This is a genomic window from Streptomyces sp. NPDC025638, from assembly GCF_055558775.1.
Genome location: NZ_JBVHLX010000022.1, coordinates 22,862 through 47,246 on the forward strand (window position 1 = coordinate 22,862; position 24,385 = coordinate 47,246).

The window sequence follows — 24,385 nt, forward strand, 5'->3', positions numbered from 1 at the left end:
GCCGCGGGGAGCTGCTCCCGCTTCAACCCATCCTTGCCATGGCAGTGAACACTCGTCTCGATCGTGCTCGTCTGGGTACGGTCAAGGTCGTGTCCGGCGTGCGCTGGGTTGGTCACCCGTAGGCGTGCGCTGGTTGATCGCGCGCGACTAGGGGAGCTGGTACGGGCATGGCGGTTGACGCTGCTCGATCGGAAGAGGGGTTCACGTCGGCGAGGGCTGCGCGGGTGATGGCTGCCGCGTGCCGGGCTGCAGGGCTCGATGACAGAGGCGCAGAGCTGATCCGTCTCGGGGAAAACGCGCTGTTTCGGCTCTCCTCAAGGCCGGTCATCGTGCGCGTGGCTCGCGGGGAAGAGTGGCTAGCCAAAGCCCGCACTGAAGTGGCTGTGTCGCAATGGCTGGCGGAAGAAGGGTTCCTGGCCGCGCGGATCGTCGAGGACCTGGAGCAGCCCTTCTTGATCGATGGCCATCCGGTGACGTTCTGGCATCTCATCGTCGAGGGGGACCGTAAGGCGACGTACGGGGAGCTGGGCCGGGTCCTTAAGGATCTTCACTCGCTGACTGTGCCGGACGGTCTTGTACTGCCGGCATTCGATCCCTTCGACAAGCAACAGCTACGGCTGGACCGGGCAGTGATCCCGGAGGATGACAAGGTCTTCTTGCAGAAGCGGTGGCGCGAACTGCGAGACAAGTACGCTGAGTTGCAGTTCGAGACACCCAAGGGGCCAGTGCATGGGGATGCCCACGTGCAGAACCTCATGGTGGATGACCAGGACCGGGTGATCCTGATCGACTTCGAGGCCTTCTGCTACGACCATCCGGAGTGGGATCTCATGGTCTCGGCCGTTGAGCACCACAGCCTTGGCTGGCAGACCGACGAGCAGTACGCCGACTTCGTAGCTGCGTATGGACGAGACCTGTACGACTGGCATGGGTACGAGACGTTGCGGGGCATCCAGGAGTTCGGGATGACGACCTGGCTCATGCAGAACGTGCAGGAGGACGAGGAAACCGCGGGTGAGTACCGCCGGCGCATCGCCGGTCTCCGAAACGACAACGCGCCTCGGGATTGGCGGCCCTGGTAGCTGCCTACTCGTCGTCCTCGTCGAGGCGGGTGAGTGCGTCCTGCACCTTCTCGTTGAAGGCGGCCACTACGGGGTTCGCCACATGAACACTGACCTCGTTCTGGAAGTCGGTCACGTAGCGCTGGAAGCGGGTGGACTGTAGGGAGTCGCCGCCGTCGACTGCGAGGCTCGCGGTGGTCACGGCGGCTTCCAGCTCGCCGTTGAGTAACTGGCTCTGGGCGAGCACCATGCGGCAGAAGCCGAGGGTGCGGGCGTACTTCGGGTCGGTGCTGTCGACGGCTCGTTGGGCCTGCACGACGGCTTCCCGGCGCATCTTGAGGTCGCGGAAGCAGTGGCACAGTTCGCCCATGAGTTCCGCTTCGTCGAAGTAGCTCAGCCATGCAGGGTCGTCGGAGGTGTCGGCGTGCTCGAAGTGGCGTTCCGCCTCGTTCATCGCGCGGCCTGCTCTGGCGTGGTCGCCTGCGTTGGACAGGGCGCGCGCTTCCATGGCTGAGTAGTTCGCCATAGCGCGTGGGGTGGCTCGGCCCTTGGCGCCCTCGACGGCAGCGCGGGCCAGCTGGATCGCCTGGGCGTGGTTGCCGAGGTAGTTGGCCTGGTGGCTGAGGTTGCCGAGGATGCGGGCGCCGAACATGCGGTCGTCGATGACCTGGGACAGGCGCAGCGTCGATGTCAGGTAGCGGTGGGCAAGCCGGTGGTTGCCAACGTCGTAGGCGGTCCATGCCAACAACTGGGAGATTTCGGCGGCGGCGCCGAATAATGCGTTGCCTACCTTTTCGCTGTAATTCGCGTTCAGCAGGGACAGCACGTCTTCGCGGAAGTAGTGGCGAAGTGCCTTGTGACCATGGCCTCCGCCGTACTTGAAGTCGAGTTGCATGAACAGGCCTGCGGCTTCCCTGATCGCACGGACGTCTCGCATGCCGACTCGTCGGGGAACGGGGCTGTCGGCCTGGACGCCATCGGGGCGGGCGATCATCCATGACAGGACGGCAGAGCTGAGATCGGCGTCCGCGATGATTAGGTTGTCCGCCGCGGGGGTGTCGGCGTGCTCGTGGGTGAGTCCGTCGAGCATGGACAGAACGTCGGGAACAGTGCTCGGGTAGCCGATGGGCTCGGGTGCCGGCGCCGTGGTGTGGTCGAAGAAACCTAGGTCGCCTGCCATGATGCGGCGTCCGAGTTTGGCGGAGAGCACGTCTGCCATCAGTGCTGCCGTCTCCGGCCGGATGCCTGCACCTGCTCGCCATCGCCCCACGGAGATGTGCGTCGTCCCCGCACCTGGATCGAGGCCACGCCGGTTGGCCTCTTCCGCCATACGTTTCGCAAGGCCCTTGTTCGAGACCTTCGCTTCGTCCATCGCTGCGATCAACTGCGCGTTTGGCTCTCGGCTCATGCTCCCCTGCCAACCCGAGAATGACGGCGAGTGTTCATCGTGTCACAGCAGTCTCGCTCTGGGGGGTTCATTCGTGAACCCCCTTTGCCTTTGCTGGCGTTCACGTGGACCCCTTGCTGAACGCTCCCGGTCACGACTTTGGCGCCGTGTACTGACTTGTGTGCAGCAATCGGTGTCAGAGACTTGGAAGGGGATGTGATGAATGCGGAGGAACTCAAGCACTACGACAGTGAGCTAAACGCTTACGCTCACTGGTTCGTGGCGCCCGATCCGTCCTCCGACGGACACTTTTTGGCGCTCACGCTCTTCGCCGAGTTGCGGGACACCGCACGCGTCGCACGTGACATGACGGCTGTGTTCCTTCGGGGCGCCAACGCTGGTGAGATCGTGGATGACGCTCGGCTTGTGGTCTCGGAACTGGTCGGAAATGTGGTGAACCATGCGGTGCCGGATCGCTGTCGGGCGCTACCTGGCTCTTGTCGGCGCATCGACGTGAAGTTCAAGAAGTATCCGAAGTGGCTCTTCATCGGGGTTGCTGATGAGGACTCGACACCCCCGCTGCTTCCGGCAGGTGAGACGTTCTCTGCGGGTCTGATGGGAGAACTGTCCGAGGCGGTGTTGCCGGATACCGGCCGGGGCCTGCTCATCGTTCAGCGGTTGGCCACTGCTCTTTGGTGGACGCCGGACGAACGGGGCGGCAAGACCGTGTGGGCCCGCTTCGATCTTGACCAGTCAAGGGCCGACTACTCGCCCTGACAGACGCCGGGTCGCTGCCCTGCTCTGCTCCCTCGCGATCGGGAGCGGGCGGCGACCCGGTCACTGGCCGGAGTTCGACCACTCCGGCCGCAGGGGCGCGGTCTCTCGGACGTCCGGGGGGCTCCCCTCCCGCGTGAGGGGCCGCGCTTCACATCCCCTATAGGCCGGGCCACCCCATCTGCCCTGGAAAGCGAAGGGTGACCCGGCTGGGAACGCGACGGTTCCCGGTGCCTGATGGTACCGGGGCCGTCGTGCTGCATTCCGGCCCTGGCCCAAGGAAGTTGGCGATCCGTTACGAGATCAGGGCAGAGGTGGGAAACGTGACTGGCTCGGGTGAGGGCTGGCTGAGTGACGGTCTCGACATGCCGGGCGCGGACTCGGGTCTGTGGGTGTCCGGCGTCGACTACATCACGGGGTGGCGTGAGGCGCGCGAGGCTGCCGACCGCATGAACCGGGCGCTCCTGGGCGCGGGCTTCGAGTTGTCCGCCGTACGGGCCGCCGCCTCGACGAACGAGGACGGGCGCGGTGTCGTACGGCTGGCGGGTTGGCCCGGCGCGGTCGAGCGGCTCGCCCGGCTCCTGGAGGAACACGCGCATGGCCACGGTGGTGCCGCGTGAGCGGGCTCGTTGCTGGGGTTCGCCCCGCCGGCTCATCTCCGTCCGCGCCTGATGCCTTGGCCACAGACAGTCAGCCACGACGATGCGGTGTGACGAACGGGCTGGCGCGCGTATGTCTCGCTCAGCCGCCCACCGGCAGCAACCATGCTTGCCTGTTGATGCTGGACAAGGCCCACACGGCCTGCGGCTTGGAGCTGACGGCCGGTCGTCACCTCGTTTCCTCGGGCGTGCTGTGGCGTGGGGCGTCGGCCGTCCGGACGGGACCGGCGGGCACGCCGCACGCCCGGCCGGGGCGGCCGGGCGCCCCGGCGCGCCGGAGGCGCGCCCTTGAGGAAGTGAAGGCGGTTTCGACCGATGCTCGTTGTGGTTCAGGTGCGGGTGTGTCGGGTGGGCTCTTTGTCGGCGGTGATCCGGTAGGCGAGTTCGGCACGGTCCGCGCCGAAGCGGAGCTCTTCGAGGATCAGGGGCCGGTCGTCGCTGCCGTGCGCGACGCGGGCGACGTGGAGGACCGGGGTCGCGTCCGGGAGCTGGAGCGTGGTCCGTTCGTCGGGCATCGGCATGTGAGCGCGTACCGTCTCGGTCCACGACAGGGCGCGACCGTCCTGGGTGAGCAGCCGGTAGATCGCGGCCGGTCGCTTGCACGGCTCCTCCGCGAGCAGCGGCACGGCTTCGGCGACCTCGAAGGGGATCAGGGTGCGGTGCATTGCCCGCGTCCCGGTGTTCGGGTCGACGAGCAGCCGGTCACACCCGAACAGCGCTTCTTCCTCGTCGAGTTGGAGGAGGCGGCCGGTGGTATTGGTGGTGCGGGTCCGGTAGGTGCTCGGCTCCTCGGCCTCCTGCCAGATGTCGCCGTTGGGCATGACGAACCGGCCGTCGCTGGTGCGGCTGATGCGGCGCTCGATGGTAAGGGCGGGCTGTCCGTCGGAGCGTACGAAGCTGCCCTTGCCGTGCCGGACATCGATCAACCCCTCCGCGCGCAGGGCCGCGATGGCGTTGCGGACAGTCGGGCGCGATACCCCGTAGCGGGCCATGAGCTGGGCTTCGGATGGAAGCAGGGAGTCGGGCGCGAACTCGCCGGACAGGATCGCTTCGCGGATCGCGGCGGCCACCTGCTGGTAGAGGGCTCCGGGGCGCTGGATCTCTGACATCTCGGCATCTCCGGGTGAGGTCGTAGGCACGTCGCACGCGCGACATCACTCGTCAGTATAAGTACTTGCACTCCCGCCGTACAGCACTTCATAGTCGTAACTCGTAAGGACAAGTGACGTCAGGTTGAGTCCTGGCGTCCCAAGTGGCCAGGGAGGCCAAGGAAATGCAGTCCATTCCCGTGGACACGGCGCGACTGGGCGTACTGCGGTGCGCCATCGCGCCCGAAGCGAAGATCACCAACTCCGAGACACAGGAGGTGAAGAGGGACCGGGACGGCAATCCGGTCTGGACCGTCGCCGTCACCGTGCGGCAGGACGGACGGCGGATCTCCGTCATCGAGATCGCCGTCAGCGGCCAGCCCAAGGGCATCGAGGAAGGGCAGATCGTCAAGGTCACCGGACTGACGGCGTTCATGTGGTCGATGGGTGAGCGGCACGGCGTCAGCTTCCGCGCCGACGCCATCACCCCCGTGCACGGCGGCCCGGTGCACGCGAAGGGCGGTGACGCGTGATGGGGCCGATCCTGCTCGCCTTCGCGCTCGCCGTAGCGGCCTGGCTGCTCGTCATCGGCGACCTGGTGCGCCGGCACCGTCCGGCCTGGCACTGGTACCTGATCGGCTACCCGGCCACCACGTTCCGGGTGCTGCTGACCTGGCGGAAGGTCGCCCTGCTCAACGACATCGCCGTCTCCCACCGTCCGCCGCGCGGGCTGCTCGGGGATCTGGTGGTCAAGGGCGATCCGCTGCGGCCGGTGACTCCGCGGCTGTCCTTCCCCAAGGTGAACCGCCTCGGGCTGACCGCGACCGTGCGGCTGCACGCGGGCCAGACCCCCGCGACGTACCTGAAGGCGGCTGACGCTCTGGTGCACGCGTGGAAGGTTCACGCCGTCCGGGTCACCTCACCGGAACGTGGGCTTGTGCTGCTGACCGCCACGGCGACGGATCCGCTGGAGCGGCCGGGCTTAGCCACGGCTCCGGCCGAACTCCTCTCCGCGCTCATCGGCGTCCTGGAGAGCGGCGGCGCCTGGGTGATGAACCTGCGGCTCGTGCCGCACTGGCTCATCGTCGGGGCCACGCGATCCGGAAAGTCCACCCTGCTGGCCCGGCTGATCACCCAACTAGCCACGCAACGGGTTGCCCTGGTCGGCATCGACTGCAAAGGCGGCATGGAACTCGGCCTGTTCGCCGGACGGCTGAGCGCGCTCGCCACCTGCCGCAGGGAGGCGGCCGCGGTGCTCTCGGCGCTGGTGACCGACATGCAAGACCGGATGAGCGCGTGCCGCTCGGCCGGAGTCCGCTCCATCTGGGAGCTCCCGGACAAGCTCCGGCCGGTGCCGGTCGTCGTGATCGTCGACGAGATCGCGGAACTGTACCTGTCCGACGGCACCCGCGAGGGCAAGGCGGAAGCAGAGCAGTGCTCGACGCTCCTGCTGCGACTCGCGCAGCTCGGGGCCGCGCTCGGCATCCACCTGGTCGTGGCCGGCCAGCGGGTCGGCTCCGACCTCGGCCCCGGCGTCACCGCCCTGCGGGCCCAGCTCGGCGGCCGGATCTGCCACCGCGTCAACGACCCCGGCACGGCCGAGATGACCTTGGGCGACCTGAACAAGGATGCCGTGGCCGTCGCCCAGTCGATCACCGCGCAAGAGCGGGGCGTGGCGGTGTGCACCGGACCGGACGGCGGATGGAGCCGCGCCCGCTCCCACCTCACCCCCACGGATGAAGCCGTGGCGACCACGAGGAAGTACGCCGCACTGACCCCGGAACTGCCCGCCATAAACCGTGCGCTCGCGGAGCTGGAAGGAGACGACAAGTGATCAGCACAGGTACAGCCGTGTCCCTCGTGGTGGTCTTCGGGATCATCACCTTCCTCCTCGTCCGCTCCCGCGACGTGCGGATTTGGGAAGCGGCCTGCATCGCCCTGTTCGGCATGTACCTCGGCCAGACCCCGGTCAGCCTCACCATCAACGGCCTCATGACCTGGATCCTCAGCGGCTTCGCCCACTTCTAGGCCAGGAAGGACGCACACCATGCCCATGCCTCGCGTGAGGTGCCCCCACTGCAAGGGCGACGGAGCCCGCAAGACCTGGACCGGACGAGTGCGGCGCTGCCGCGTCTGCCGGGGCACCGGAACCATCCGCTGAACCCCCACCCCACCCGACCGCGCACCGGAGGTGATCCCCATGACCCACGGCGCACCACGCACCCACCACCGTGCCGTCTCGGCGGCCCACCCCGGAAGGTCACCACCATCACCCCGGACTACACCCCGGCTGACAGGCGCGCCGCCCTCGACCGCGCGGCGCGCCTGCGTCAGCTCCCCGAAGCGGACCGCGACGCCATCCGCCTCGCCCAAGACCCGAAGTTCCCCCGCTGGCTGGAGCAGATCACCGCAACCGGCGGCTGCGCCCACCCCGTCCACCTCTCCGGCTCCACCACCACTCTGGACGGCGCGACCGGCGAGATTCTCAACCACTACGACACCCGTGACGAGCCTGGCGAACGTCTCCTTGTCCGCTGCCGCAACCGCCGGGCAACCGTCTGCCCGGCCTGCTCCCGCCTCCACGCCGGAGACACCTTCCACCTCGTCCGTGCGGGCCTCCTCGGCGGCAAGAACGTGCCCGCCACGATTCGCCACCGCCCCCGGCTCTTCGTCACCCTGACCGCCCCCTCCTTCGGCCCTGTCCACCGCGCGGGAGAGCCGTGCCACCCCCGCCGAGACGGCGGCGTCTGCGAGCACGGACGCCTCCTCGGCTGCGGCGTCGTCCACGCACCGGATGCCCTGGTCGTCGGCCATCCGCTCTGCCCCGACTGCTATGACTACGCCGCTCACGTGCTGTGGCACGCACACGCATCCAAACTGTGGGACCGGTTCGTCATCGACGTCCGGCGGCGCCTCGCCTCATCCGTCGGTCTCGTGCAGTCCCACTTCGCCCGACACGCCAGGCTGTCCTTCGCTCGCGTCGCCGAGTACCAGAAGCGGGCGGCGGTCCACGTGCATGCCGTCGTCCGCCTCGACGGCCCGACCGGGCCCGACGATGATCCCCCGGCCTGGGGCACCCCGGAACGGCTCATCGGCGCCGTACGCGCCTCCGCCCGTCGGGTCCTGGTCCGCACGCCCTACAACCCTGCCGTGGGGGAACTGGAACTCCGCTGGGGCGCCCAGCTCGACGTCCGACCCCTGCGTGCCAAGAGCAATGGCCCCGATGATGACGCCGTGGCCGCGTACGTGGCCAAGTACGTCACCAAGGGAGCGAGCGAGACAGGCGCCGGCCTCGACCACTCGCTCACCACCTGGACCGACATCGCCACGGCACCCGTCAGCTCACACGTGCGCACCCTCATGCGCGCCTGCTGGCGCCTCGGCGGTCTTCCCGAGTACGAGCCCCTCCGCCTCCGGGCCTGGGCTCACACGCTCGGCTATCGGGGTCACATCCTCACCAAGTCCCGCGCCTATTCGACGACTTACGCGGCGCTCCGTGCCGAGCGCGCCGACCACATGGGCCATGTGGAAGTGCCCGACGTGGTCACCGAGCGACAGTGGCGCTACGTCGGCTCTGGCCACACCTCGGGCGCCGCGCTGATAGCCGCCGGAGTCGCCTCCGACATCGCCCTGAACCAAGAGATTGCACGCACTGAGGTGCGCAACGTCGGGGGAAGCGGCGCCCAGTGAGCGATCCGGATCAAGAGCTTCGCGAATGGGCACGGGCGCACGCCCGCAACGCGCCCCGCTGGTCGGAGCGGAAGTGGCGGCGGGCGAACGTCACGCTTCGCATGAACGTCACAACCCGCCGCCCGAGTTCTGTTCAGTCCTCGTCAGAGGTATAGGCGTCGTCTTCTGTCCGGAAAAGCGGGGTCAGCCGCGTCTGGACTGGCTTGCGTCGCCCGACTGCCGGGCTGACCAAGACCGCCGTGAGCGTCTGCTCCACGTATGCCCGCTGCTCTGGGAGGGTGAGCCGTTCCCATTCCGCACGCAGGTCGACCGGCTTTCCATGCGCGGCGGTCTGCTGCTTGATCCACCTGTTGCGGTCCCGGGTCAGCCGCCGTTCCTGCGCCGTGAGTTCCTGAAGCATGGCGAAGTAGCGCTCCCTGGTGAGCAGGCGTTGTCGGCGGGCTTCCTTGGTCTCCTCGATGTCCTCGCGAACGCGCGCGAGTGTCTCCTCTCCGTCCCAATCCTGCGGCGCAGCTTCGGCCTGACGCGCTGCCGCTTCCTCCTCGTACTTGGCGATCACTAGCTCTGTAACCGCCTTATCGGCGTCGGGACCGGGGATCTTTGTTCCGCCTCCACAGCCGCCCTGTCCTTTGTCCGGGCAGGCGTAGTAGAAGAATCCTTCGGGCTTGTTGGCGTTCTTCGGGGCCTTGATCGCCCGATGGGGAGCGCCGCACTCGTCCTTGTCGCATCGGAGGGTCCCGGTCAACAGGTACTTGCGGGCGTTGTGCCCGTTGCTGGGCTGCATGTTCTCGCCGATGACTTCGAGCAGTGCCTCCCACTGCTCGACGGAGATCACCCGCTCCCACTGCCCGCGGACCGGTTCGCCGTCGTCTCCGTAGACGATTTCCCAGCGTTCGTTTTCGCTTCCTGTGTCGGGGTTGAGGGTGCGCGCCTTGCGTGAACGGATCCCGCACATCCGCGGGTTGCGCAACACCGTCTTGAGCTTCGTCGGCGTCCACGCGCTTCCGCGTGGGGTCGTCACTTCGGCCTCGTTCCATCGGACCGGGTAGGCGCGTACTGGGGCGCCACCGAGAATCCCGAGAGCTGCTTCCCGTAAGAGCTTTGATTCGATTGGATGCAGGGTCCGCTTGTCGTCGAGCCAGCCGAACGGCCGTGTCCCTCCCGTCGGGATCCCTTCGCGCTCCAACGCCCTGTGCTTGCGGCGTACGCGCCTGGCGGTGTCGGCCGATTGCTTGTTGCTCATCGCCACGACTACGCGAGCCGTTGCCCGCCCGTTCTCCGTCAGCAGGTCAAGGCTGCCGTTGATGTCGATGATCGGCCGTCGATGGCGCTCCACGACGTCGATGGCGTCCTCAAGGTGCCGGTTGTCGCGTGTCAGACGGTCGATGTCGTAGACGATCAGTCCGTCGAGGCGCTGGCCGTTGGGCGCCCGGCCGGACTTGAGGTCTTCCAATGCGCCTTCGAAGACAGGGCGGACTACTCGGTACACCACACGACCGTCGGGTAGGCGGACGCGCTTCTTGCGCCATGCCGACGTGTCCGGCTCGTAGTAGACGTGGACACACGTGCCGCCACAGCGGCTTATGTGGTCCCGGCCGTCTCGCTCTTGCTCCTTGGTGCTCTTGATGTCACGACCGGTCATGGGACCGCGTCGCTGCCCGCCCTCAGACGGTTCGCCGACGGGCTCGTCGTCGCCCTCGTCCGTGGACAGACGGACGAGTACGGCCCAGTTCTGGTTCTCTAAGTTCCCCCACTGTGCGCGAGAGACCAAGTCATCTTCGCTCATGTTTCGTAAGGTACATCCGCACATCTTGTGCCCCGTCGAGGGCACCGACCAGTACCTCGTGTACACGCGCTGGCGTGACGAGGAGTCGTTCCAGGCGTGGATGGAGGGGCCGATGAAGTCCGCCCACCAGGGCGGCGGCGAGGGCGGCGAGCGGCCGAAGCCCGCCGCCTCCGGGTCGACCCTGTGGTCCTTCGAGGTGGTCCAGCAGGCGGGCCCGAAAGGCGCCTAGCGGACAGCGGACAGCGGGCAGCGGACAGCGGAAGCGGATGTACGACGGCGCCCCCTGCCTGTATCGGGCAGGGGGCGCCGTCGAGCTGTTCAGCGGCCGGCTACTTCACCGGCTCCGGCTCCGGCTCGTTCTCCGTTTCCGGGGTGCCCGCCGGGTCCACCGGCGTCCTGACGGAGTCGAGGAGGAGCTGGGCGACGTCCACGACCTGGATGGACTCCTTGGCCTTGCCCTCGTTCTTCTTGCCGTTGACCGAGTCGGTGAGCATCACGAGGCAGAAGGGGCAGGCGGTCGAGACGATGTCCGGGTTGAGGGAGAGGGCCTCGTCGACGCGCTCGTTGTTGATGCGCTTGCCGATCCGCTCCTCCATCCACATCCGGGCACCACCGGCGCCACAGCAGAAGCCGCGCTCCTTGTGGCGGTGCATCTCCTCGTTGCGCAGGCCCGGGACCTTGCCGATGATCTCGCGCGGGGGCGTGTAGATCTTGTTGTGGCGGCCCAGGTAGCACGGGTCGTGGTAGGTGATGATGCCCTCGACCGGGGTGACCGGGATCAGCTTGCCCTCGTCCACCAGGTGCTGCAGCAGCTGGGTGTGGTGGATGACCTCGTAGTCGCCGCCGAGCTGCGGGTACTCGTTGCCGAGGGTGTTCAGGCAGTGCGGGCAGGTGGCGACGATCTTCTTCGCCGACTTCGGCTTCTTCGACTCCGCGGTGACCTTGCCGTCGTCGTCCAGCTCCTCGCCGAACGCCGTGTTCAGGGCCATGACGTTCTCCATGCCGAGCTCCTGGAACAGGGGCTCGTTGCCCAGGCGGCGGGCGGAGTCACCGGTGCACTTCTCGTCGCCGCCCATGATCGCGAACTTCACGCCCGCGATGTGCAGCAGCTCGGCGAAGGCCTTCGTCGTCTTCTTGGCGCGGTCCTCCAGGGCGCCGGCGCAGCCGACCCAGTACAGGTACTCGACCTCGGAGAGGTCCTCGATGTCCTTGCCGACGACCGGGACCTCGAAGTCGACCTCCTTGGTCCACTCCAGGCGCTGCTTCTTGGCCAGGCCCCAGGGGTTGCCCTTCTTCTCCAGGTTCTTGAGCATCGTGCCCGCCTCGGAGGGGAAGGCGCTCTCGATCATGACCTGGTAGCGGCGCATGTCGACGATGTGGTCGACGTGCTCGATGTCCACGGGGCACTGCTCGACGCAGGCGCCGCAGGTGGTGCAGGACCACAGGACGTCCGGGTCGATGACGCCGTTCTCCTCGGCGGTGCCGATCAGCGGGCGCTCGGCCTCTGCCAGCGCGGACGCCGGGACGTCCTTCAGGGCCTCGGCCGAAGCCTTCTCCTCGCCCTCCATGGTCTTGCCGCCGCCGGCCAGCAGGTACGGCGCCTTGGCGTGCGCGTTGTCGCGCAGCGACATGATCAGGAGCTTGGGGGAGAGCGGCTTGCCGGTGTTCCAGGCGGGGCACTGCGACTGGCAGCGACCGCACTCGGTGCAGGTGGAGAAGTCCAGCAGGCCCTTCCAGGAGAACTGCTCGACCTGGGAGACGCCGAAGACGTCGTCGTCACCGGGGTCGGTGAAGTCGATCGGCTTGCCGCCGGAGGTCATGGGCAGCAGCGCGCCGAGCGAGGTCTCGCCGTTCGCGTTCCGCTTGAACCAGATGTTCGGGAAGGCGAGGAAGCGGTGCCAGGCGATACCCATGTCGGTCATCAGGGCGACCGTGATCATCCAGATGAAGGAGGCCGCGATCTTCACGCCGGCGAAGAGGTAGGTGAGGTTCTGGAGCGTGGAGACGTCCAGGCCCTCCAGCCACGACACCACCGGGTACGAGATGAAGAACGAGGCCTCGTAGCCGTCGACGTGGTGCTGGGCGCCCTCGAGCGCGTGCAGCATGAAGATGCAGACGCCGACGATGAGGATGATGGACTCGACGAAGTACGCCTGGCCGAAGTTGGAGCCGGCGAAGCGGGACTTGCGGCCCGGCTTGTTCGGCTTGCTCAGCTGACGGATCACGATCAGGACCGCGATGCCGAGCACCGTCATGGTGCCGATGAACTCGACATAGACGTTGTACGGCGCCCACTCGCCGATGACCGGCAGGATCCAGTCGGCCTGGAACAGCTGGCCGATGGCGTTGACGATCGTCAGCAGCAGGGTGAAGAAGCCCACCGCCACGAACCAGTGCGCGATACCGACGATGCCCCACCGGTTCATCCGGGTGTGGCCGAGGAACTCCTTGACCACGGTGAGGGTGCGCTGGACGGGCTCGTCGGTGCGCGTGCCCGCGGGCACGCTCTGGCCGAGCCGCATGAAGTTGAAGATCTGCAGGACGGCGCGGGCGAACAGGGCGACGCCGACCACGATCAGAACCAGCGACACGATGATCGCGGCGAGTTGCATTTCGGGGCTCCTCGGGCCTGCGAGGGACATTACTAAGCGGTAACTTATGCAGTCCGTTCGACACTACCCGCATCATCCCCCGTGCTGTAGCCAGGAGCGAGGTGATCTGGGTCGCTGAGGGCGCCTGAACCGGACCGGCAATCCGATCGTGTTATTCATACCGAATTGCTCCATTCACGCCTAATTTAGAGCCGTGCTCTACGGGATCATCGCCGCCACCTCCGCCCTGCTGCTCACCGCCGTGCTCGCGGCGCTGCTCCGCGCGCCCGGCCTGCGGGCCGGGATCGTCGAGCGGAGGCAGCCGGATCCGGCCCGACGCCGGAGGCCCGTGCCCCTGCTCGGGGGCGTGGCCGTGCTGTCCGCCACCTGTCTGGTCGCCGGGGCGGGGCAGTGGACGCGGGTCGCGCCACTGGGCGACGGGGTCGGCAGGCTGCTGTGCGCGGGCGCCGGGGTCGCTTTGCTCGGGCTGGTCGCCGACGTGTGGCGGCTGCGGCCGCGAGTGCTCGCCGCCGGTACGGCGCTGGCCGCCGTGTGTGTCGTGCCGTACGGCGAGACGGGCGTGCCCGCGGGGATCCTGGCCGTGGGCTGGATCGTCCTCGTGGCCTTCGCCTTCCGGGCTCTCGATCACGCCGACGGGCTCGCCGGCACGGTCGGGGTGATCACCGCCTTCGGAGTCGGCGCCTGCGCCGCGGCCGAGCTGATGGACGGGCTGGCCGTACTGCTCAGCGTGCTCGCCGCCGCCCTCACCGGGTTCCTCATGCACAACTGGCATCCCGCGCGGATCGGCCTCGGCGCGTGCGGATCGCTGTTCACGGGGTTCGTGCTCGCCTCCGCCGCCGTGTTCGCCCGGGCCGGGCACGGGCTCGGGGACAGCGCGGGCGTGCTGTTCTGCCTCACCGCCCTCGGCGCGGCCGACCTCGCCCTGGTGGCCGTGTCGAGGCGCATGGCCCGGCGCCCGCTCCTCAGGCGCGGGCCCGACCATCTCGGCCACCGGCTGCGCCGTCTCGGGCTCACCCCGCAGGGAACCGTCGTCCTGCTCGGCACCGGAGCCTTCTCCGGGGTGCTCGTCGGGGTGCTCGCCCACACCGGCTGGGCCGGGGACGGTGCCGTCCTCTGGGTGGCCGGCGGGGCGCTCGTGGTCGTACTTCTACTCCTTCGAATCCCTGTCTACGGGGTCCGCCGTATGGCATCTTCGCAGGTCACACGGCAGTTGCGTGTAAGGAACGGATAAGAGTTGAGTCGCCACGACTCAGGTCTGTTGACCCAGTGGCGAGCCTCGTGCACACTTGAGTCCGTTCCACTCAAGTCAGCTGGAGGAAATCACCATGGCACGTGCGGTCGGCATCGACCTGGGCACGACTAACTCCGTCGTCAGCGTTCTGGAGGGCGGCGAGCCCACCGTCATCACCAACGCCGAGGGTGCCAGGACCACGCCGTCCGTCGTCGCCTTCGCCAAGAACGGCGAGGTGCTGGTCGGCGAGGTCGCCAAGCGCCAGGCGGTCACCAACGTGGACCGGACCATCCGCTCCGTGAAGCGTCACATGGGCACCGACTGGAAGATCCAGCTGGACGGGAAGGACTTCAACCCGCAGCAGATCTCCGCCTTCATCCTGCAGAAGCTGAAGCGCGACGCCGAGGCCTACCTGGGCGAGAAGGTGACCGACGCGGTCATCACCGTCCCGGCCTACTTCAACGACTCCGAGCGCCAGGCGACGAAGGAGGCCGGCGAGATCGCCGGTCTGAACGTCCTGCGCATCGTCAACGAGCCCACCGCGGCCGCGCTCGCGTACGGCCTCGACAAGGACGAGCAGATCATCCTGGTCTTCGACCTCGGTGGCGGCACGTTCGACGTCTCGCTGCTGGAGATCGGCGACGGTGTCGTCGAGGTGAAGGCCACCAACGGCGACAACCACCTCGGTGGTGACGACTGGGACCAGCGCGTCGTCGACTACCTGGTCAAGCAGTTCGCGGCCGGCCACGGCGTGGACCTCGGCAAGGACAAGATGGCGCTGCAGCGTCTGCGCGAGGCTGCCGAGAAGGCGAAGATCGAGCTGTCCTCGTCCACCGAGACCTCGATCAACCTGCCCTACATCACCGCGTCCGCCGAGGGCCCGCTGCACCTGGACGAGAAGCTGACCCGCGCTCAGTTCCAGCAGCTGACCGCGGACCTGCTGGAGCGCTGCAAGACGCCGTTCCACAACGTCATCAAGGACGCCGGCATCTCCCTCGGCGAGATCGACCACGTCGTCCTCGTCGGTGGCTCCACCCGTATGCCCGCCGTCGCCGAGCTCGTCAAGGAGCTGACCGGCGGCAAGGAGGCCAACAAGGGTGTGAACCCGGACGAGGTCGTCGCCATCGGCGCCTCGCTCCAGGCCGGTGTCCTCAAGGGTGAGGTCAAGGACGTCCTGCTCCTCGACGTGACCCCGCTGTCCCTCGGTATCGAGACCAAGGGCGGCATCATGACCAAGCTCATCGAGCGCAACACCACGATCCCGACGAAGCGTTCGGAGATCTTCACGACGGCCGAGGACAACCAGCCGTCGGTGCAGATCCAGGTCTACCAGGGCGAGCGCGAGATCGCGGCGTACAACAAGAAGCTCGGCATGTTCGAGCTGACCGGTCTGCCGCCGGCGCCGCGCGGCGTCCCGCAGATCGAGGTCTCCTTCGACATCGACGCCAACGGCATCATGCACGTCACGGCGAAGGACCTCGGCACCGGCAAGGAGCAGAAGATGACCGTCACCGGCGGTTCGTCGCTCCCGAAGGACGAGGTCGACCGGATGCGCCAGGAGGCCGAGCAGTACGCGGAGGAGGACCACCGCCGCCGCGAGGCCGCCGAGACCCGCAACCAGGGCGAGCAGCTCGTCTACCAGACCGAGAAGTTCCTCAAGGACAACGAGGACAAGGTCCCCGGCGAGATCAAGACCGAGGTCGAGGCCGCGATCGCCGAGCTGAAGGAGAAGCTCAAGGGCGAGGACACCGCCGAGATCCGCACGGCCACGGAGAAGGTCGCGGCCGTCTCGCAGAAGCTCGGCCAGGCCATGTACGCCGACGCCCAGGCCGCGCAGGCCGCGGGCGGCGCCGGTGAGGCCCCGCGCGCCGACGACGACGTCGTGGACGCCGAGATCGTCGACGACGAGCGCAAGGACGGTGCCGCGTGACGGAGGAGACCCCGGGCTTCGAGGAGAAGCCCGACGTCCCCTCCGGCGCCACCCCTGACGACGCCGAGCCGAAGGCCGCCTCCGAGGAGGGGGCGGCCCCGGCCGGGGACGCGAACCAGACAGCGGGCCTGGTGGCCCAGCTGGACCAGGTGCGTACGGCACTCAACGAGCGCACGCTGGACCTCCAGCGCCTCCAGGCCGAGTACCAGAACTACCGCCGCCGCGTCGAGCGCGACCGGGTAGCGGTCCGGGAGATCGCCATCGCGAACCTCCTGACCGAACTGCTGCCCGTGCTCGACGACATCGGCCGCGCGCGGGAACACGGCGAACTGGTCGGCGGATTCAAGTCCGTCGCCGAGTCGCTCGAGACCGTCGCGGCGAAGATGGGACTGCAGCAGTTCGGCAAGGAGGCCGAGCCCTTCGACCCGACGATCCACGAGGCCCTGATGCACTCGTACGCGCCGGACGTCACCGAGACGACGTGCGTGGCGATTCTGCAGCCCGGGTATCGCATCGGCGAGCGCACCATCCGCCCCGCGCGGGTGGCCGTCGCCGAGCCGCAGCCCGGCGCGCAGACGGTCAAGGCCGAGGGTGCCGACGAGGGCACCGCGGACGACGACAAGGAGAACGGTGGCCCGGAGGAGGGCTGACGTAAACACTGAACGGAAGGAGGGACGTCGGGGATGAGCACCAAGGACTTCATCGAGAAGGACTACTACAAGGTCCTCGGCGTCCCCAAGGACGCCACCGAGGCCGAGATCAAGAAGGCGTACCGGAAGCTCGCCCGCGAGTTCCACCCGGACGCCAACAAGGGCAACGCCAAGGCGGAAGAGCGCTTCAAGGAGATCTCCGAGGCGAACGACGTCCTCGGTGACCCCAAGAAGCGCAAGGAGTACGACGAGGCACGCGCCCTCTTCGGCAACGGCGGCTTCCGCCCGGGGCCGGGCGCGGGCGGCGGCTCCTTCAACTTCGACCTGGGCGACCTCTTCGGAGGCGGCGGCGGAGGCGGCGCCCAGAGCCAAGGGAGCTTCGGCGGAGGCTTCGGAGACGTCCTGGGGGGCCTGTTCAACCGGGGCGGCGGCGCGGGCACGCGCACCCAGCCCCGGCGCGGCCAGGACATCGAGTCCGAGGTCACGCTGAGCTTCACCGAGGCCATCGAGGGCGCCACGGTCCCGCTGCGGATGTCCTCGCAGGCCCCGTGCAAGGCCTGCTCCGGCACCGGCGACAAGAACGGCACACCGCGCGTGTGCCCGACCTGCGTCGGCACGGGCCAGGTCGCGCGGGGTTCGGGCGGCGGCTTCTCGCTCACCGACCCCTGCCCCGACTGCAAGGGCCGCGGTCTGATCGCCGAGCACCCCTGCATGGAGTGCAAGGGCAGCGGCCGCGCCAAGTCGTCCCGGACCATGCAGGTCCGCATCCCCGCGGGGGTGACCGACGGTCAGCGCATCCGGCTGCGCGGCAAGGGAGCCCCCGGCGAGCGGGGCGGCCCGGCCGGCGATCTGTATGTCGTCGTGCACGTGGGGGAGCACCCGGTGTTCGGCCGCAAGGGCGACAACCTCACGGTGACCGTCCCGGTGACGTTCACCGAGGCGGCGCTCGGCGGCGAGGTCCGGGTCCCGACCCTCGGCGGCCCCGCCGTCACCCTGAAGCTGCCTCCGGGCACGCCCAACGGCCGCACCATGCGGGCGCGGGGCAAGGGCGCGGTCCGCAAGGACGGCACCCGCGGGGACCTGCTGGTCACCGTCGAGGTGCGTGTTCCCAGGGACCTGTCGGGGAAGGCTCGTGACGCACTGGAGGCGTATCGCGAGGCGACCGCGGGGGAGGACCCGCGTGCGGAGCTGTTCGAGGCCGCGAAGGGAGCTTGAGAGTGATGGACGGCCGTCGGCGTAACCCGTATGAACTGACCGAGGAGACCCCGGTCTACGTCATCTCGGTGGCGGCCCAGCTCTCCGGACTCCACCCGCAGACGCTGCGCCAGTACGACCGCCTGGGCCTGGTCTCCCCGGACCGCACCGCGGGCCGGGGCCGCCGTTACTCGGCCCGGGACATCGAACTGCTCCGTCAGGTGCAGGCGCTGTCCCAGGACGAGGGCATCAACCTGGCCGGCATCAAGCGCATCATCGAACTGGAGAACCAGGTCGCCGCGCTCCAGTCCCGCGTCGCGGAACTGCAGGCGGCCCTGGACGGCGCGGCGGCCGCGATGCAGCAGCGCGAGGCCGCCGTGCACGCCTCCTACCGCCGGGACCTGGTCCCGTACCAGGAGGTCCAGCAGACCAGCGCGCTGGTGGTGTGGCGGCCGAAGCGGCAGCAGGACTGACACCGATCTGCGAAAGGGGCCCGGAGGAGACCCTCCGGGCCCCTTTCGCATGCGCTCCCACTGCGTGGCGGCGGGCAGCACGACAGCCGTGGTGGTCGCGCGGCTGGCTGGGATCATTCGGTCCTCTGGTCGAATCGGAAGGCGGTGCACGGCCGCCGGTGATCACGACTCGTGAGGATTGGAGTTGGTTGTACTGATCTTTGCCGTGCCATGAACTTCTGTTGAGTGGAGGGTCCGTAAAGGGTGTTTGGAGGTGATTCCGCTGGACCTTCACAAGCGAAGCGGAGCGTGGTGTTGCGCACTCGTTAAGTAGTTCGGCTTGACGCCGGGTGTTGCGGCCGCGTTGTCTTTTCAGACATCTGGGTCGCAAGCAGCCCCACATCCGGAACGCACCTGAAGTGAGCCCCCGAATGCGTCGTATCGCCATATCTGTGGCAGCCTCCACGATGACCCTCTCGCTCGCCGGCTGCGGCGTGCTGAACGCTTCGGGGAGTTCGACCGACGCAAGCCCGACCAAGGGCAACGACCTCACAGTGGGGCTCCTGCTGCCGGAGACGGCGAACACGCGGTACGGGAAGTTCGACTACCCCATCATCAAGAACAAGGTCGCCGAGCTCACCAAGAAGCAGGGCAAGATCGAGTACGCCAACGCGGGCGCGGACGCCGGCAAGCAGTCGCGGCAGATGCAGCAGATGATTGCCGACAAGGTCGACATCATCCTGCTCGACGCGGTCGACTCGCACGCCATCGCGGGCGATGTGAAGAAGGCGAAGGACGCGGGCATTCCGGTCATCGCGTACGACCGTCTCGCCGAGGGTCCGATCGACGCGTACATCTCCTTCGACAACGAGCTCGTCGGCGAGGTGCAGGCCCGCACCCTGCTGGACGCCCTGGGGTCGAACGTCGACACCTCCGACAAGGTCGTCATGGTGAACGGCTCGCTCACCGACCCGAACGCGAAGCAGTTCAAGCAGGGTGCCCTCTCCGAGCTGAACGGCAAGGTGACGATCGCGGAGACGTACGACACCAAGGACTGGAAGCCGGAGAACGCCACGGCCGAAATGACCGAGGCGATCAACAAGATCGGCAAGAACAACATCGCGGCCGTCTACTCCGCCAACGACGGCATGGCGTCCGGTGTCATCAAGGCCCTCAAGGCCGCGGGCGTCACCGAGATGCCGCCGATCACCGGCCAGGACGCCGAGCTGGACGGCGTGCAGCGGATCGTCATCGGCGAGCAGTACATGACCGTATACAAGTCCTACCCGGCCGAGGCCGAGAGCGCCGCCGAGATGGCCGTCGCCAAGGTCCAGGGCAGGGACATCCAGTTCGACGCCCTCACCCAGGACCGCGTCGACAGCCCGACCAACAAGGAGATCCCGGCCCAGCTCGTCACCGTGACCGCCCTGACGAAGGGCAACATCAAGGACACGGTCATCGCGGACGGCATCTACAAGATCTCCGACATCTGCACCCCCAAGTACAAGACGGCCTGCGCGACGATCGGCCTCAAGTAGCCGGCGGTCAATGCGGCGGGGAACGAGGGGTTCACCCGCGAGGGTGGGGCGCGCACGCCGGGGCGTGCCCTCCGCCCGCCGCCCGGCCGGATCGATTTCGGCCACTTGGTTGCGTACCCCGCCGGGTGTTGTGACCCCCGGGGAAGCGGGTGGCCCCGATGCACCCGTGACCGTGGCCTCTCCACCGTCAGCTTGTTGCAAGGGGAGGGGAGGAGGCTGGGAGGAAAGGGGCGATACCGGCGGTTTACGGCGGCCATGGCGTGGAGAGCCGTGTTGCGGAGCCGCATCCGTCCGCGCATAGTTGCGCCACGGAAGTGGCAGCAAACCGGGGGTGGAATGGGCGATGGCCGGGCACGGAACGGAGGAGCATCCACACGGTGCCGACCGCCTGTGCGAGGCCGGGGATCGCGTGTATTCCCGGGCCGTACGGCGGGGCCGGGTGCCGCGCACCGACGCCGAGCCGGTGCCCTGCCTCCTTGAGCTCGCCCTGCTGCACCCCGACCCCGACGACATGGACTGGCTGGTGCCGACCTCCCCGCAGGAGGTCATGACCCGGCTGCTGCGCGGGGTGTACGACGAGGTCAGGGACAGCCAGCGGCGGGTGGGTTCGGCGGTGGCGGCCGTCGAGTGGTACGCCGGTCTCGGGCGCCAGCTCCAGGCCTCGGCGTCGCCCTCGACGGAGGGTACGGCGATCCGCGTGCTGGACGGGCTGTCCCGGATCCAGGCCGCGATGGACGAGGCGACCGAGGCCTGTACGACCGAGGTGCTGACGGTGCAGCCCGGCGGCATCCGGCGGGAGGCCGAGCTCACGGAGGGTCTGCACCGCGCGGTGGCGCTGCGCGGCCGGGGCGTGCGCATGCGGGACCTGTACACGCATGTGGCCCGGCACGGCCAGGGCCTGCTCAACTACCTGGAGCTGATGGGCGACGCGGTCGAGGCCCGTACCCTCGACGAGGTCATCGACCGGCTGATCCTGTTCGACCGCACGGTCGCCTTCATCCCCGCGAACGCCGACCGCACGATGGCCCTGGAGCTGCGCCACCCGGCGGTGGTCGAGTACCTGGTGACGGTCTTCGAGCGGCTGTGGCGCCTCGCGGTCCCGCTGACGGCCGCGCTCCCGGACACCGGCATCGAGGGCATCTCCCACCGCGAGCAGTCCATCGCCGCGCTGCTGGCGGAGGGCCACCAGGACGCGGTGATCGCCGAGCGCCTGGGCATCAGCGTCCGCACCTGCCGGGCCCATATCGCCCGCCTGTCGGAGACACTGGGCGCGGCGAGCCGCACCCAACTGGGCGTACGGATAGCCCAGGTGGGCCTGGACGGCCCCCCACGCACCGCCGACGTCCCCACGGTCACCATCCCCGACCAGGAATCCCCGAGCGTGCGCTGAGACAGCGGAGTCAAACCCAGCCCTCGCTGCCGGATGGCGCGGCGAGTTGGACGACGTGGACGCGGCCGGCGCGCACGATCATGCCAAGCCGGTCGGCGAACACCGTTTCAGGGCGGGGGAGCCGGACGGTTTGCGGACACACCGGCGTGGCCGGCCGCCCCAGCAGGCCGAAGGCTGCCGTGAAGAACCTGGACAGCGCCGGGAGGCCCACGTCCAGGGGGCGAGCCGCCCGACATCGTCGGCGGGCGGGAACGCCACCGTGCGGTCGATGCCGAGGTGCCGGTCCGGCACTTCGTCCAGGGCACGTGGCTCCAAGTCCGCGAGCGGCGGCTCGTACCGGCCGATGACCAGCGGCGTATGGCGCTGCGTGTGCGGGTGGAGGGCGCGGATACGGCCGCCCCGGTCGAGCAGGGCCCGGTCGCGGGCCACGGTGACCGTCAGCACGGCCCGGCCGCGCTCGCTCGATTCCCAGCGGCGGCCCGCACTGCTCCACCAGCCCGTCCCCGCACCGGAGTTCGTCCGCGGCGCGTGCTCGGGAGGCGGGCACCATCCCCCTCAGGGTGCCGGGCAACCGGCCCTCATTCAGCGCCAGTTCGTAGCGCTGCCGTCAGGGCGCGCTCACCGGTGTCCGCTCTCGTCCGGGAGTGAGGTGTCCTGCTTGAGGATGCCCGACTGGGCTATGAGGTAGCCGAGTTGGGCTCGGCTGCCGCTGCCCAGGGCCTGGGCCAGCTTGGCGATGTGGGCGCGGCAGGTTCGTACGTTCATGCCCAGCCGGCGGGCGATGGCCTCGTCGACATGCCCCTCCACGAGCAGCTTGGCGATGGAGTGCTGGATCTCGGTGATGCCGTGGGAGGCGACCTCGTAGGGCCCGCCCATGCTCAGCGGGACCGCGCGGCTCCACATGAACTCGAAGACCTTGATCAGGTAGCGGACCAGGCCCGGCTGCCGGAGTTCCAGCGCGACCTGCTGGTCCTCGCGTATGGGGATGAAGGCGACGCTCTCGTCGCAGACGATGAGCCGCTCCACGAGTTCGTCGATGGTGCGGTACTCCGCCTTGCCGTCGGCCAGATGGGACGCGTAGGCCAGCTTCTCCGGGCTGTAGCGGGCGGTGTGCTGGTACAGGGTGCGGATCCGGACGCCCCGTTCGATGAGGGGTCTGTCGCGCTCCAGCCCCCGCAGCACGCTGGCCTCGGAGACCCGGTCGCTCGGCTGGATCGTGAGCACCTCGCTCTGGCACTGCTCGGTGGCGAGATTGAGGGCCGCGTTGATACGGTCACCGCCCTCAAGGATGGTGAGTGCATCACTGGTCGCCGTCACCTGTGTGCTGAGTGACATGAAAGGCTCGAACACGTCGGCGAGTTCGATCGACAGACGCCGACGCTCGGTTATCTCGCGTTCGATCGGGTTGAGCCGGTGTGCCAGGGCGATTGCCGGGGGTACCGGGCGCAGCCAGTCGGCGTCGTCCGGATCCGGATGGAGCAGGGCGAACTCCATCAGGCAGGGGGCGTCCCCGACATCGGACCGAGCGATGCGTCCCGTACGCAGGGCGGCGGCGTAAAGTCGGCGTCCTTCCTCGCACAGATCCGTCACCGAGTGGGGATGTATCGCTTTCGCCCGATTCGTTGCCAAATCTCCACCCCCCAGGGTCCTGAACATGCAGGAACATGATGCACCGATTGTGTGGCCACCACGTGCCCGAATGAGCCATCGTCGTACCTGACGGGGGAAAAGGGGACCTTCAAGTGAGGACGAAGCCGAACATGCGGAACAAAGTGCTTCGCTCGGTACTTGTCGCCGCTCTCTCCGTCATAGCGACTGCCGGAGTGTGGAGTGGCTACTCCGAGGCGAAGGGTGACGTTCGTGCCAACACCACGTGGCCGAGTGTCGTGGCGGATGCGGTGACCACGGGCGACACCAATGGGCAGATCTCGATGACCGATGGAGCCGGGAGCTGAAGTGACCACTCCACCCGACGACCGATCCTTCCGCCGCGAAATGGCCACCGCCTACCGCTCCGGCTGGCACTTCATCGACCTGGTCACCGCCATCCCCCACAGCGGTGACTCGTTGATGGTGACCGTCTTCGGGGAGCCGGTCGTCGTCACGCGGGACGAGGACGAGGACGTACGGGCCTACCGATGCCTGCGCAAACCCCGAGGCGCGCCGCAGCCCGTGCGATGCGCCATCCGGTACGGAATGATCTTTGTGAACCTGGACCAGCGGGATCACCGGCTCACCGAGCCGGAGATCCCGGACGTAAGGACCATCTCTGCCACCCCCCGCAGTGCCTGACGCGATTCCCCCGTCGTAAAAAGATCGCTCAGGTACTTCCCCCCGCAGCGGCGTCACCGTGACCTGAACACGGTGACGCCGCTGCAGTTTCTGGCGACATTTCAGGGTATGGGCGCGCTTCCACGGTGACCGAAACCCGCCGTGTGTCAGCCCCGCCCCAGCGCCCGCTCCACCTCGATCTCGATGAGCACCCGGTTCGGGTTCGGCGAGGGCGTTCTCTCGTAGCGCTCGGCATAGCGCCGCTCCGCCTCCGTGATCAGTTCCGGGTCGGTGCGCACGAAGGCCCGCCCCTCCAGCGTCGCCCAGCGGCGGCCGTCCACCTGACAGACGGCGACCCGCGCGCCGAGCGGATCGGCCGCGAGGACATGGGACACCTTGCGGCTCGTCCGGTTCGTCAGTACCCGAGCCAGTCCCGCCCCGGGGTCGTATGTCACTCCTACGGGGACGACATGCGGGCTGCCGTCCCGGCGGAGCGTCGTCAGCGTGCACAGATGGCGCTCGCGCCAGAAGGCGAGGTACGACGCGTTCGGGGCGACCGGGTCCACGGAGTAGGTGCTCATGGCCCGGAAGTTAGCCCCCGAAGTCCTCCCGGACCCACCTTGAGTGGAATAGACTCAACTTTGTGTACGTTGGTTAAGTCAGCACTGGGAG

22 protein-coding genes and 1 pseudogene are annotated in these 24,385 nt (G+C 68.3%); 16 read left to right on the forward strand and 7 right to left on the reverse strand.

Translation table 11 applies throughout. The annotated features are described in order from the left end of the window. The first annotated feature begins 167 nt into the window (after positions 1-167). Positions 168-1,082, forward strand: coding sequence for an aminoglycoside phosphotransferase family protein (locus ACZ4EG_RS39555; RefSeq protein ID WP_467794074.1), 915 nt, complete (start codon positions 168-170; stop codon positions 1,080-1,082). A gap of 4 nt (positions 1,083-1,086) precedes the next feature. On the opposite strand, the gene ACZ4EG_RS39560 is transcribed toward ACZ4EG_RS39555, so the two are convergent. Next, on the reverse strand, positions 1,087-2,469 hold the full coding sequence (locus ACZ4EG_RS39560) for a sporulation protein (protein ID WP_467794075.1): 1,383 nt from the start codon (positions 2,467-2,469) through the stop codon (positions 1,087-1,089). Between the two features lie 198 nt (positions 2,470-2,667). Between ACZ4EG_RS39560 and ACZ4EG_RS39565 the strand changes: the two genes are divergently transcribed. Both ACZ4EG_RS39565 and ACZ4EG_RS39570 read left to right on the forward strand, forming a co-directional pair. Then, entirely contained in the window at positions 2,668-3,225 is a 558-nt protein-coding gene (locus tag ACZ4EG_RS39565; RefSeq protein ID WP_467794076.1) for an ATP-binding protein, read from the forward strand. 320 nt (positions 3,226-3,545) lie between these two features. Next, a complete protein-coding gene (locus ACZ4EG_RS39570; RefSeq protein WP_467794077.1) occupies positions 3,546-3,842 on the forward strand; it encodes a hypothetical protein in 297 nt (98 codons plus the stop codon). Positions 3,843-4,210: 368 nt separating this feature from the next. Here the strand turns inward: ACZ4EG_RS39570 and ACZ4EG_RS39575 are convergent, their stop codons facing one another. Then, positions 4,211-4,990 (reverse strand): GntR family transcriptional regulator, encoded by a 780-nt coding sequence (locus tag ACZ4EG_RS39575; RefSeq protein ID WP_467794078.1) that lies wholly within the window; start codon positions 4,988-4,990, stop codon positions 4,211-4,213. Between the two features lie 164 nt (positions 4,991-5,154). Between ACZ4EG_RS39575 and ACZ4EG_RS39580 the strand changes: the two genes are divergently transcribed. From ACZ4EG_RS39580 to ACZ4EG_RS39595, 4 genes are all read left to right on the forward strand, one after another. Continuing rightward, complete coding sequence (locus tag ACZ4EG_RS39580; protein WP_467794079.1) at positions 5,155-5,502, forward strand: SCO3933 family regulatory protein; 348 nt, start codon at positions 5,155-5,157, stop codon at positions 5,500-5,502. Then, positions 5,502-6,803, forward strand: coding sequence for an FtsK/SpoIIIE domain-containing protein (locus tag ACZ4EG_RS39585; RefSeq protein WP_467794143.1), 1,302 nt, complete (start codon positions 5,502-5,504; stop codon positions 6,801-6,803). Before ACZ4EG_RS39580 ends, ACZ4EG_RS39585 begins: the two co-directional genes overlap by 1 nt. After that, on the forward strand, positions 6,800-6,997 hold the full coding sequence (locus ACZ4EG_RS39590; RefSeq protein WP_467794080.1) for a hypothetical protein: 198 nt from the start codon (positions 6,800-6,802) through the stop codon (positions 6,995-6,997). The genes ACZ4EG_RS39585 and ACZ4EG_RS39590 overlap by 4 nt, the downstream gene beginning before the upstream one ends. Positions 6,998-7,294: 297 nt before the next feature. Further along, positions 7,295-8,659 carry a replication initiator gene (locus ACZ4EG_RS39595; RefSeq protein WP_467794144.1) on the forward strand — a complete coding sequence of 455 codons (1,365 nt, stop codon included), beginning with the start codon at positions 7,295-7,297 and terminating at the stop codon, positions 8,657-8,659. 133 nt (positions 8,660-8,792) lie between these two features. Here the strand turns inward: ACZ4EG_RS39595 and ACZ4EG_RS39600 are convergent, their stop codons facing one another. Next, the gene (locus tag ACZ4EG_RS39600; protein WP_467794081.1) at positions 8,793-10,445 is read right to left on the reverse strand and encodes a recombinase family protein; all 1,653 of its coding nucleotides are present in this window, start codon (positions 10,443-10,445) and stop codon (positions 8,793-8,795) included. A 22-nt stretch (positions 10,446-10,467) separates the two neighbouring features. On the opposite strand from ACZ4EG_RS39600, the pseudogene ACZ4EG_RS39605 reads away from it, so the two are divergent. Next, positions 10,468-10,674: pseudogene (locus ACZ4EG_RS39605) on the forward strand (antibiotic biosynthesis monooxygenase family protein); the annotation flags it as partial. A 100-nt stretch (positions 10,675-10,774) separates the two neighbouring features. Here ACZ4EG_RS39605 and ACZ4EG_RS39610 read toward each other — a convergent pair. Next, entirely contained in the window at positions 10,775-13,057 is a 2,283-nt protein-coding gene (locus ACZ4EG_RS39610; RefSeq protein WP_467794082.1) for a (Fe-S)-binding protein, read from the reverse strand. A 193-nt stretch (positions 13,058-13,250) separates the two neighbouring features. On the opposite strand from ACZ4EG_RS39610, the gene ACZ4EG_RS39615 reads away from it, so the two are divergent. From ACZ4EG_RS39615 to ACZ4EG_RS39645, 7 genes are all read left to right on the forward strand, one after another. Continuing rightward, positions 13,251-14,288: an MraY family glycosyltransferase gene (locus tag ACZ4EG_RS39615; protein ID WP_467794083.1), complete on the forward strand. Its 1,038-nt coding sequence runs from the start codon at positions 13,251-13,253 to the stop codon at positions 14,286-14,288. Positions 14,289-14,382: 94 nt separating this feature from the next. Then, positions 14,383-16,218 (forward strand): molecular chaperone DnaK, encoded by a 1,836-nt coding sequence (dnaK, locus tag ACZ4EG_RS39620; RefSeq protein ID WP_453547297.1) that lies wholly within the window; start codon positions 14,383-14,385, stop codon positions 16,216-16,218. Beyond that, positions 16,215-16,868, forward strand: coding sequence for a nucleotide exchange factor GrpE (grpE, locus tag ACZ4EG_RS39625; RefSeq protein ID WP_467794084.1), 654 nt, complete (start codon positions 16,215-16,217; stop codon positions 16,866-16,868). The genes dnaK and grpE overlap by 4 nt, the downstream gene beginning before the upstream one ends. Positions 16,869-16,901: 33 nt before the next feature. Next, positions 16,902-18,083, forward strand: coding sequence for a molecular chaperone DnaJ (gene dnaJ / locus ACZ4EG_RS39630; protein WP_453547302.1), 1,182 nt, complete (start codon positions 16,902-16,904; stop codon positions 18,081-18,083). Between the two features lie 5 nt (positions 18,084-18,088). After that, positions 18,089-18,535, forward strand: a complete 447-nt coding sequence (locus ACZ4EG_RS39635; protein WP_363296325.1) for a heat shock protein transcriptional repressor HspR — start codon at positions 18,089-18,091, stop codon at positions 18,533-18,535. A 410-nt stretch (positions 18,536-18,945) separates the two neighbouring features. Continuing rightward, positions 18,946-20,052 (forward strand): substrate-binding domain-containing protein, encoded by a 1,107-nt coding sequence (locus ACZ4EG_RS39640; protein WP_467794085.1) that lies wholly within the window; start codon positions 18,946-18,948, stop codon positions 20,050-20,052. A gap of 343 nt (positions 20,053-20,395) precedes the next feature. Beyond that, on the forward strand, positions 20,396-21,442 hold the full coding sequence (locus ACZ4EG_RS39645; RefSeq protein WP_390708171.1) for a helix-turn-helix transcriptional regulator: 1,047 nt from the start codon (positions 20,396-20,398) through the stop codon (positions 21,440-21,442). 78 nt (positions 21,443-21,520) lie between these two features. On the opposite strand, the gene ACZ4EG_RS39650 is transcribed toward ACZ4EG_RS39645, so the two are convergent. Next, positions 21,521-21,886 carry a hypothetical protein gene (locus ACZ4EG_RS39650; protein ID WP_467794086.1) on the reverse strand — a complete coding sequence of 122 codons (366 nt, stop codon included), beginning with the start codon at positions 21,884-21,886 and terminating at the stop codon, positions 21,521-21,523. A 174-nt stretch (positions 21,887-22,060) separates the two neighbouring features. Continuing rightward, positions 22,061-23,098, reverse strand: a complete 1,038-nt coding sequence (locus ACZ4EG_RS39655; protein ID WP_453547308.1) for a helix-turn-helix transcriptional regulator — start codon at positions 23,096-23,098, stop codon at positions 22,061-22,063. 300 nt (positions 23,099-23,398) lie between these two features. Here ACZ4EG_RS39655 and ACZ4EG_RS39660 point away from each other — a divergent pair, with 300 nt between their 5' ends. After that, a complete protein-coding gene (locus ACZ4EG_RS39660) occupies positions 23,399-23,734 on the forward strand; it encodes a Rieske (2Fe-2S) protein (RefSeq protein WP_263210856.1) in 336 nt (111 codons plus the stop codon). Between the two features lie 146 nt (positions 23,735-23,880). Here the strand turns inward: ACZ4EG_RS39660 and ACZ4EG_RS39665 are convergent, their stop codons facing one another. After that, complete coding sequence (locus tag ACZ4EG_RS39665) at positions 23,881-24,294, reverse strand: pyridoxamine 5'-phosphate oxidase family protein (protein ID WP_467794087.1); 414 nt, start codon at positions 24,292-24,294, stop codon at positions 23,881-23,883. Between the last annotated feature and the right edge of the window lie 91 nt (positions 24,295-24,385).

Bases quoted from the DNA above. Each gene is read 5' to 3' on its own strand.
- ACZ4EG_RS39610 (WP_467794082.1), bottom strand. From the start codon at position 13,057: ATGCAACTCGCCGCGATCATCGTGTCGCTGGTTCTGATCGTGGTCGGC.
- dnaK (WP_453547297.1), top strand. From the start codon at position 14,383: ATGGCACGTGCGGTCGGCATCGACCTGGGCACGACTAACTCCGTCGTC.
- ACZ4EG_RS39585 (WP_467794143.1), top strand. From the start codon at position 5,502: ATGGGGCCGATCCTGCTCGCCTTCGCGCTCGCCGTAGCGGCCTGGCTG.
- ACZ4EG_RS39580 (WP_467794079.1), top strand. From the start codon at position 5,155: ATGCAGTCCATTCCCGTGGACACGGCGCGACTGGGCGTACTGCGGTGC.
- ACZ4EG_RS39635 (WP_363296325.1), top strand. From the start codon at position 18,089: ATGGACGGCCGTCGGCGTAACCCGTATGAACTGACCGAGGAGACCCCG.
- ACZ4EG_RS39645 (WP_390708171.1), top strand. From the start codon at position 20,396: ATGGCCGGGCACGGAACGGAGGAGCATCCACACGGTGCCGACCGCCTG.
- ACZ4EG_RS39665 (WP_467794087.1), bottom strand. From the start codon at position 24,294: ATGAGCACCTACTCCGTGGACCCGGTCGCCCCGAACGCGTCGTACCTC.
- ACZ4EG_RS39555 (WP_467794074.1), top strand. From the start codon at position 168: ATGGCGGTTGACGCTGCTCGATCGGAAGAGGGGTTCACGTCGGCGAGG.
- ACZ4EG_RS39655 (WP_453547308.1), bottom strand. From the start codon at position 23,098: ATGTTCAGGACCCTGGGGGGTGGAGATTTGGCAACGAATCGGGCGAAA.
- ACZ4EG_RS39600 (WP_467794081.1), bottom strand. From the start codon at position 10,445: ATGAGCGAAGATGACTTGGTCTCTCGCGCACAGTGGGGGAACTTAGAG.
- dnaJ (WP_453547302.1), top strand. From the start codon at position 16,902: ATGAGCACCAAGGACTTCATCGAGAAGGACTACTACAAGGTCCTCGGC.
- ACZ4EG_RS39575 (WP_467794078.1), bottom strand. From the start codon at position 4,990: ATGTCAGAGATCCAGCGCCCCGGAGCCCTCTACCAGCAGGTGGCCGCC.
- ACZ4EG_RS39560 (WP_467794075.1), bottom strand. From the start codon at position 2,469: ATGAGCCGAGAGCCAAACGCGCAGTTGATCGCAGCGATGGACGAAGCG.
- ACZ4EG_RS39565 (WP_467794076.1), top strand. From the start codon at position 2,668: ATGAATGCGGAGGAACTCAAGCACTACGACAGTGAGCTAAACGCTTAC.
- ACZ4EG_RS39640 (WP_467794085.1), top strand. From the start codon at position 18,946: ATGCGTCGTATCGCCATATCTGTGGCAGCCTCCACGATGACCCTCTCG.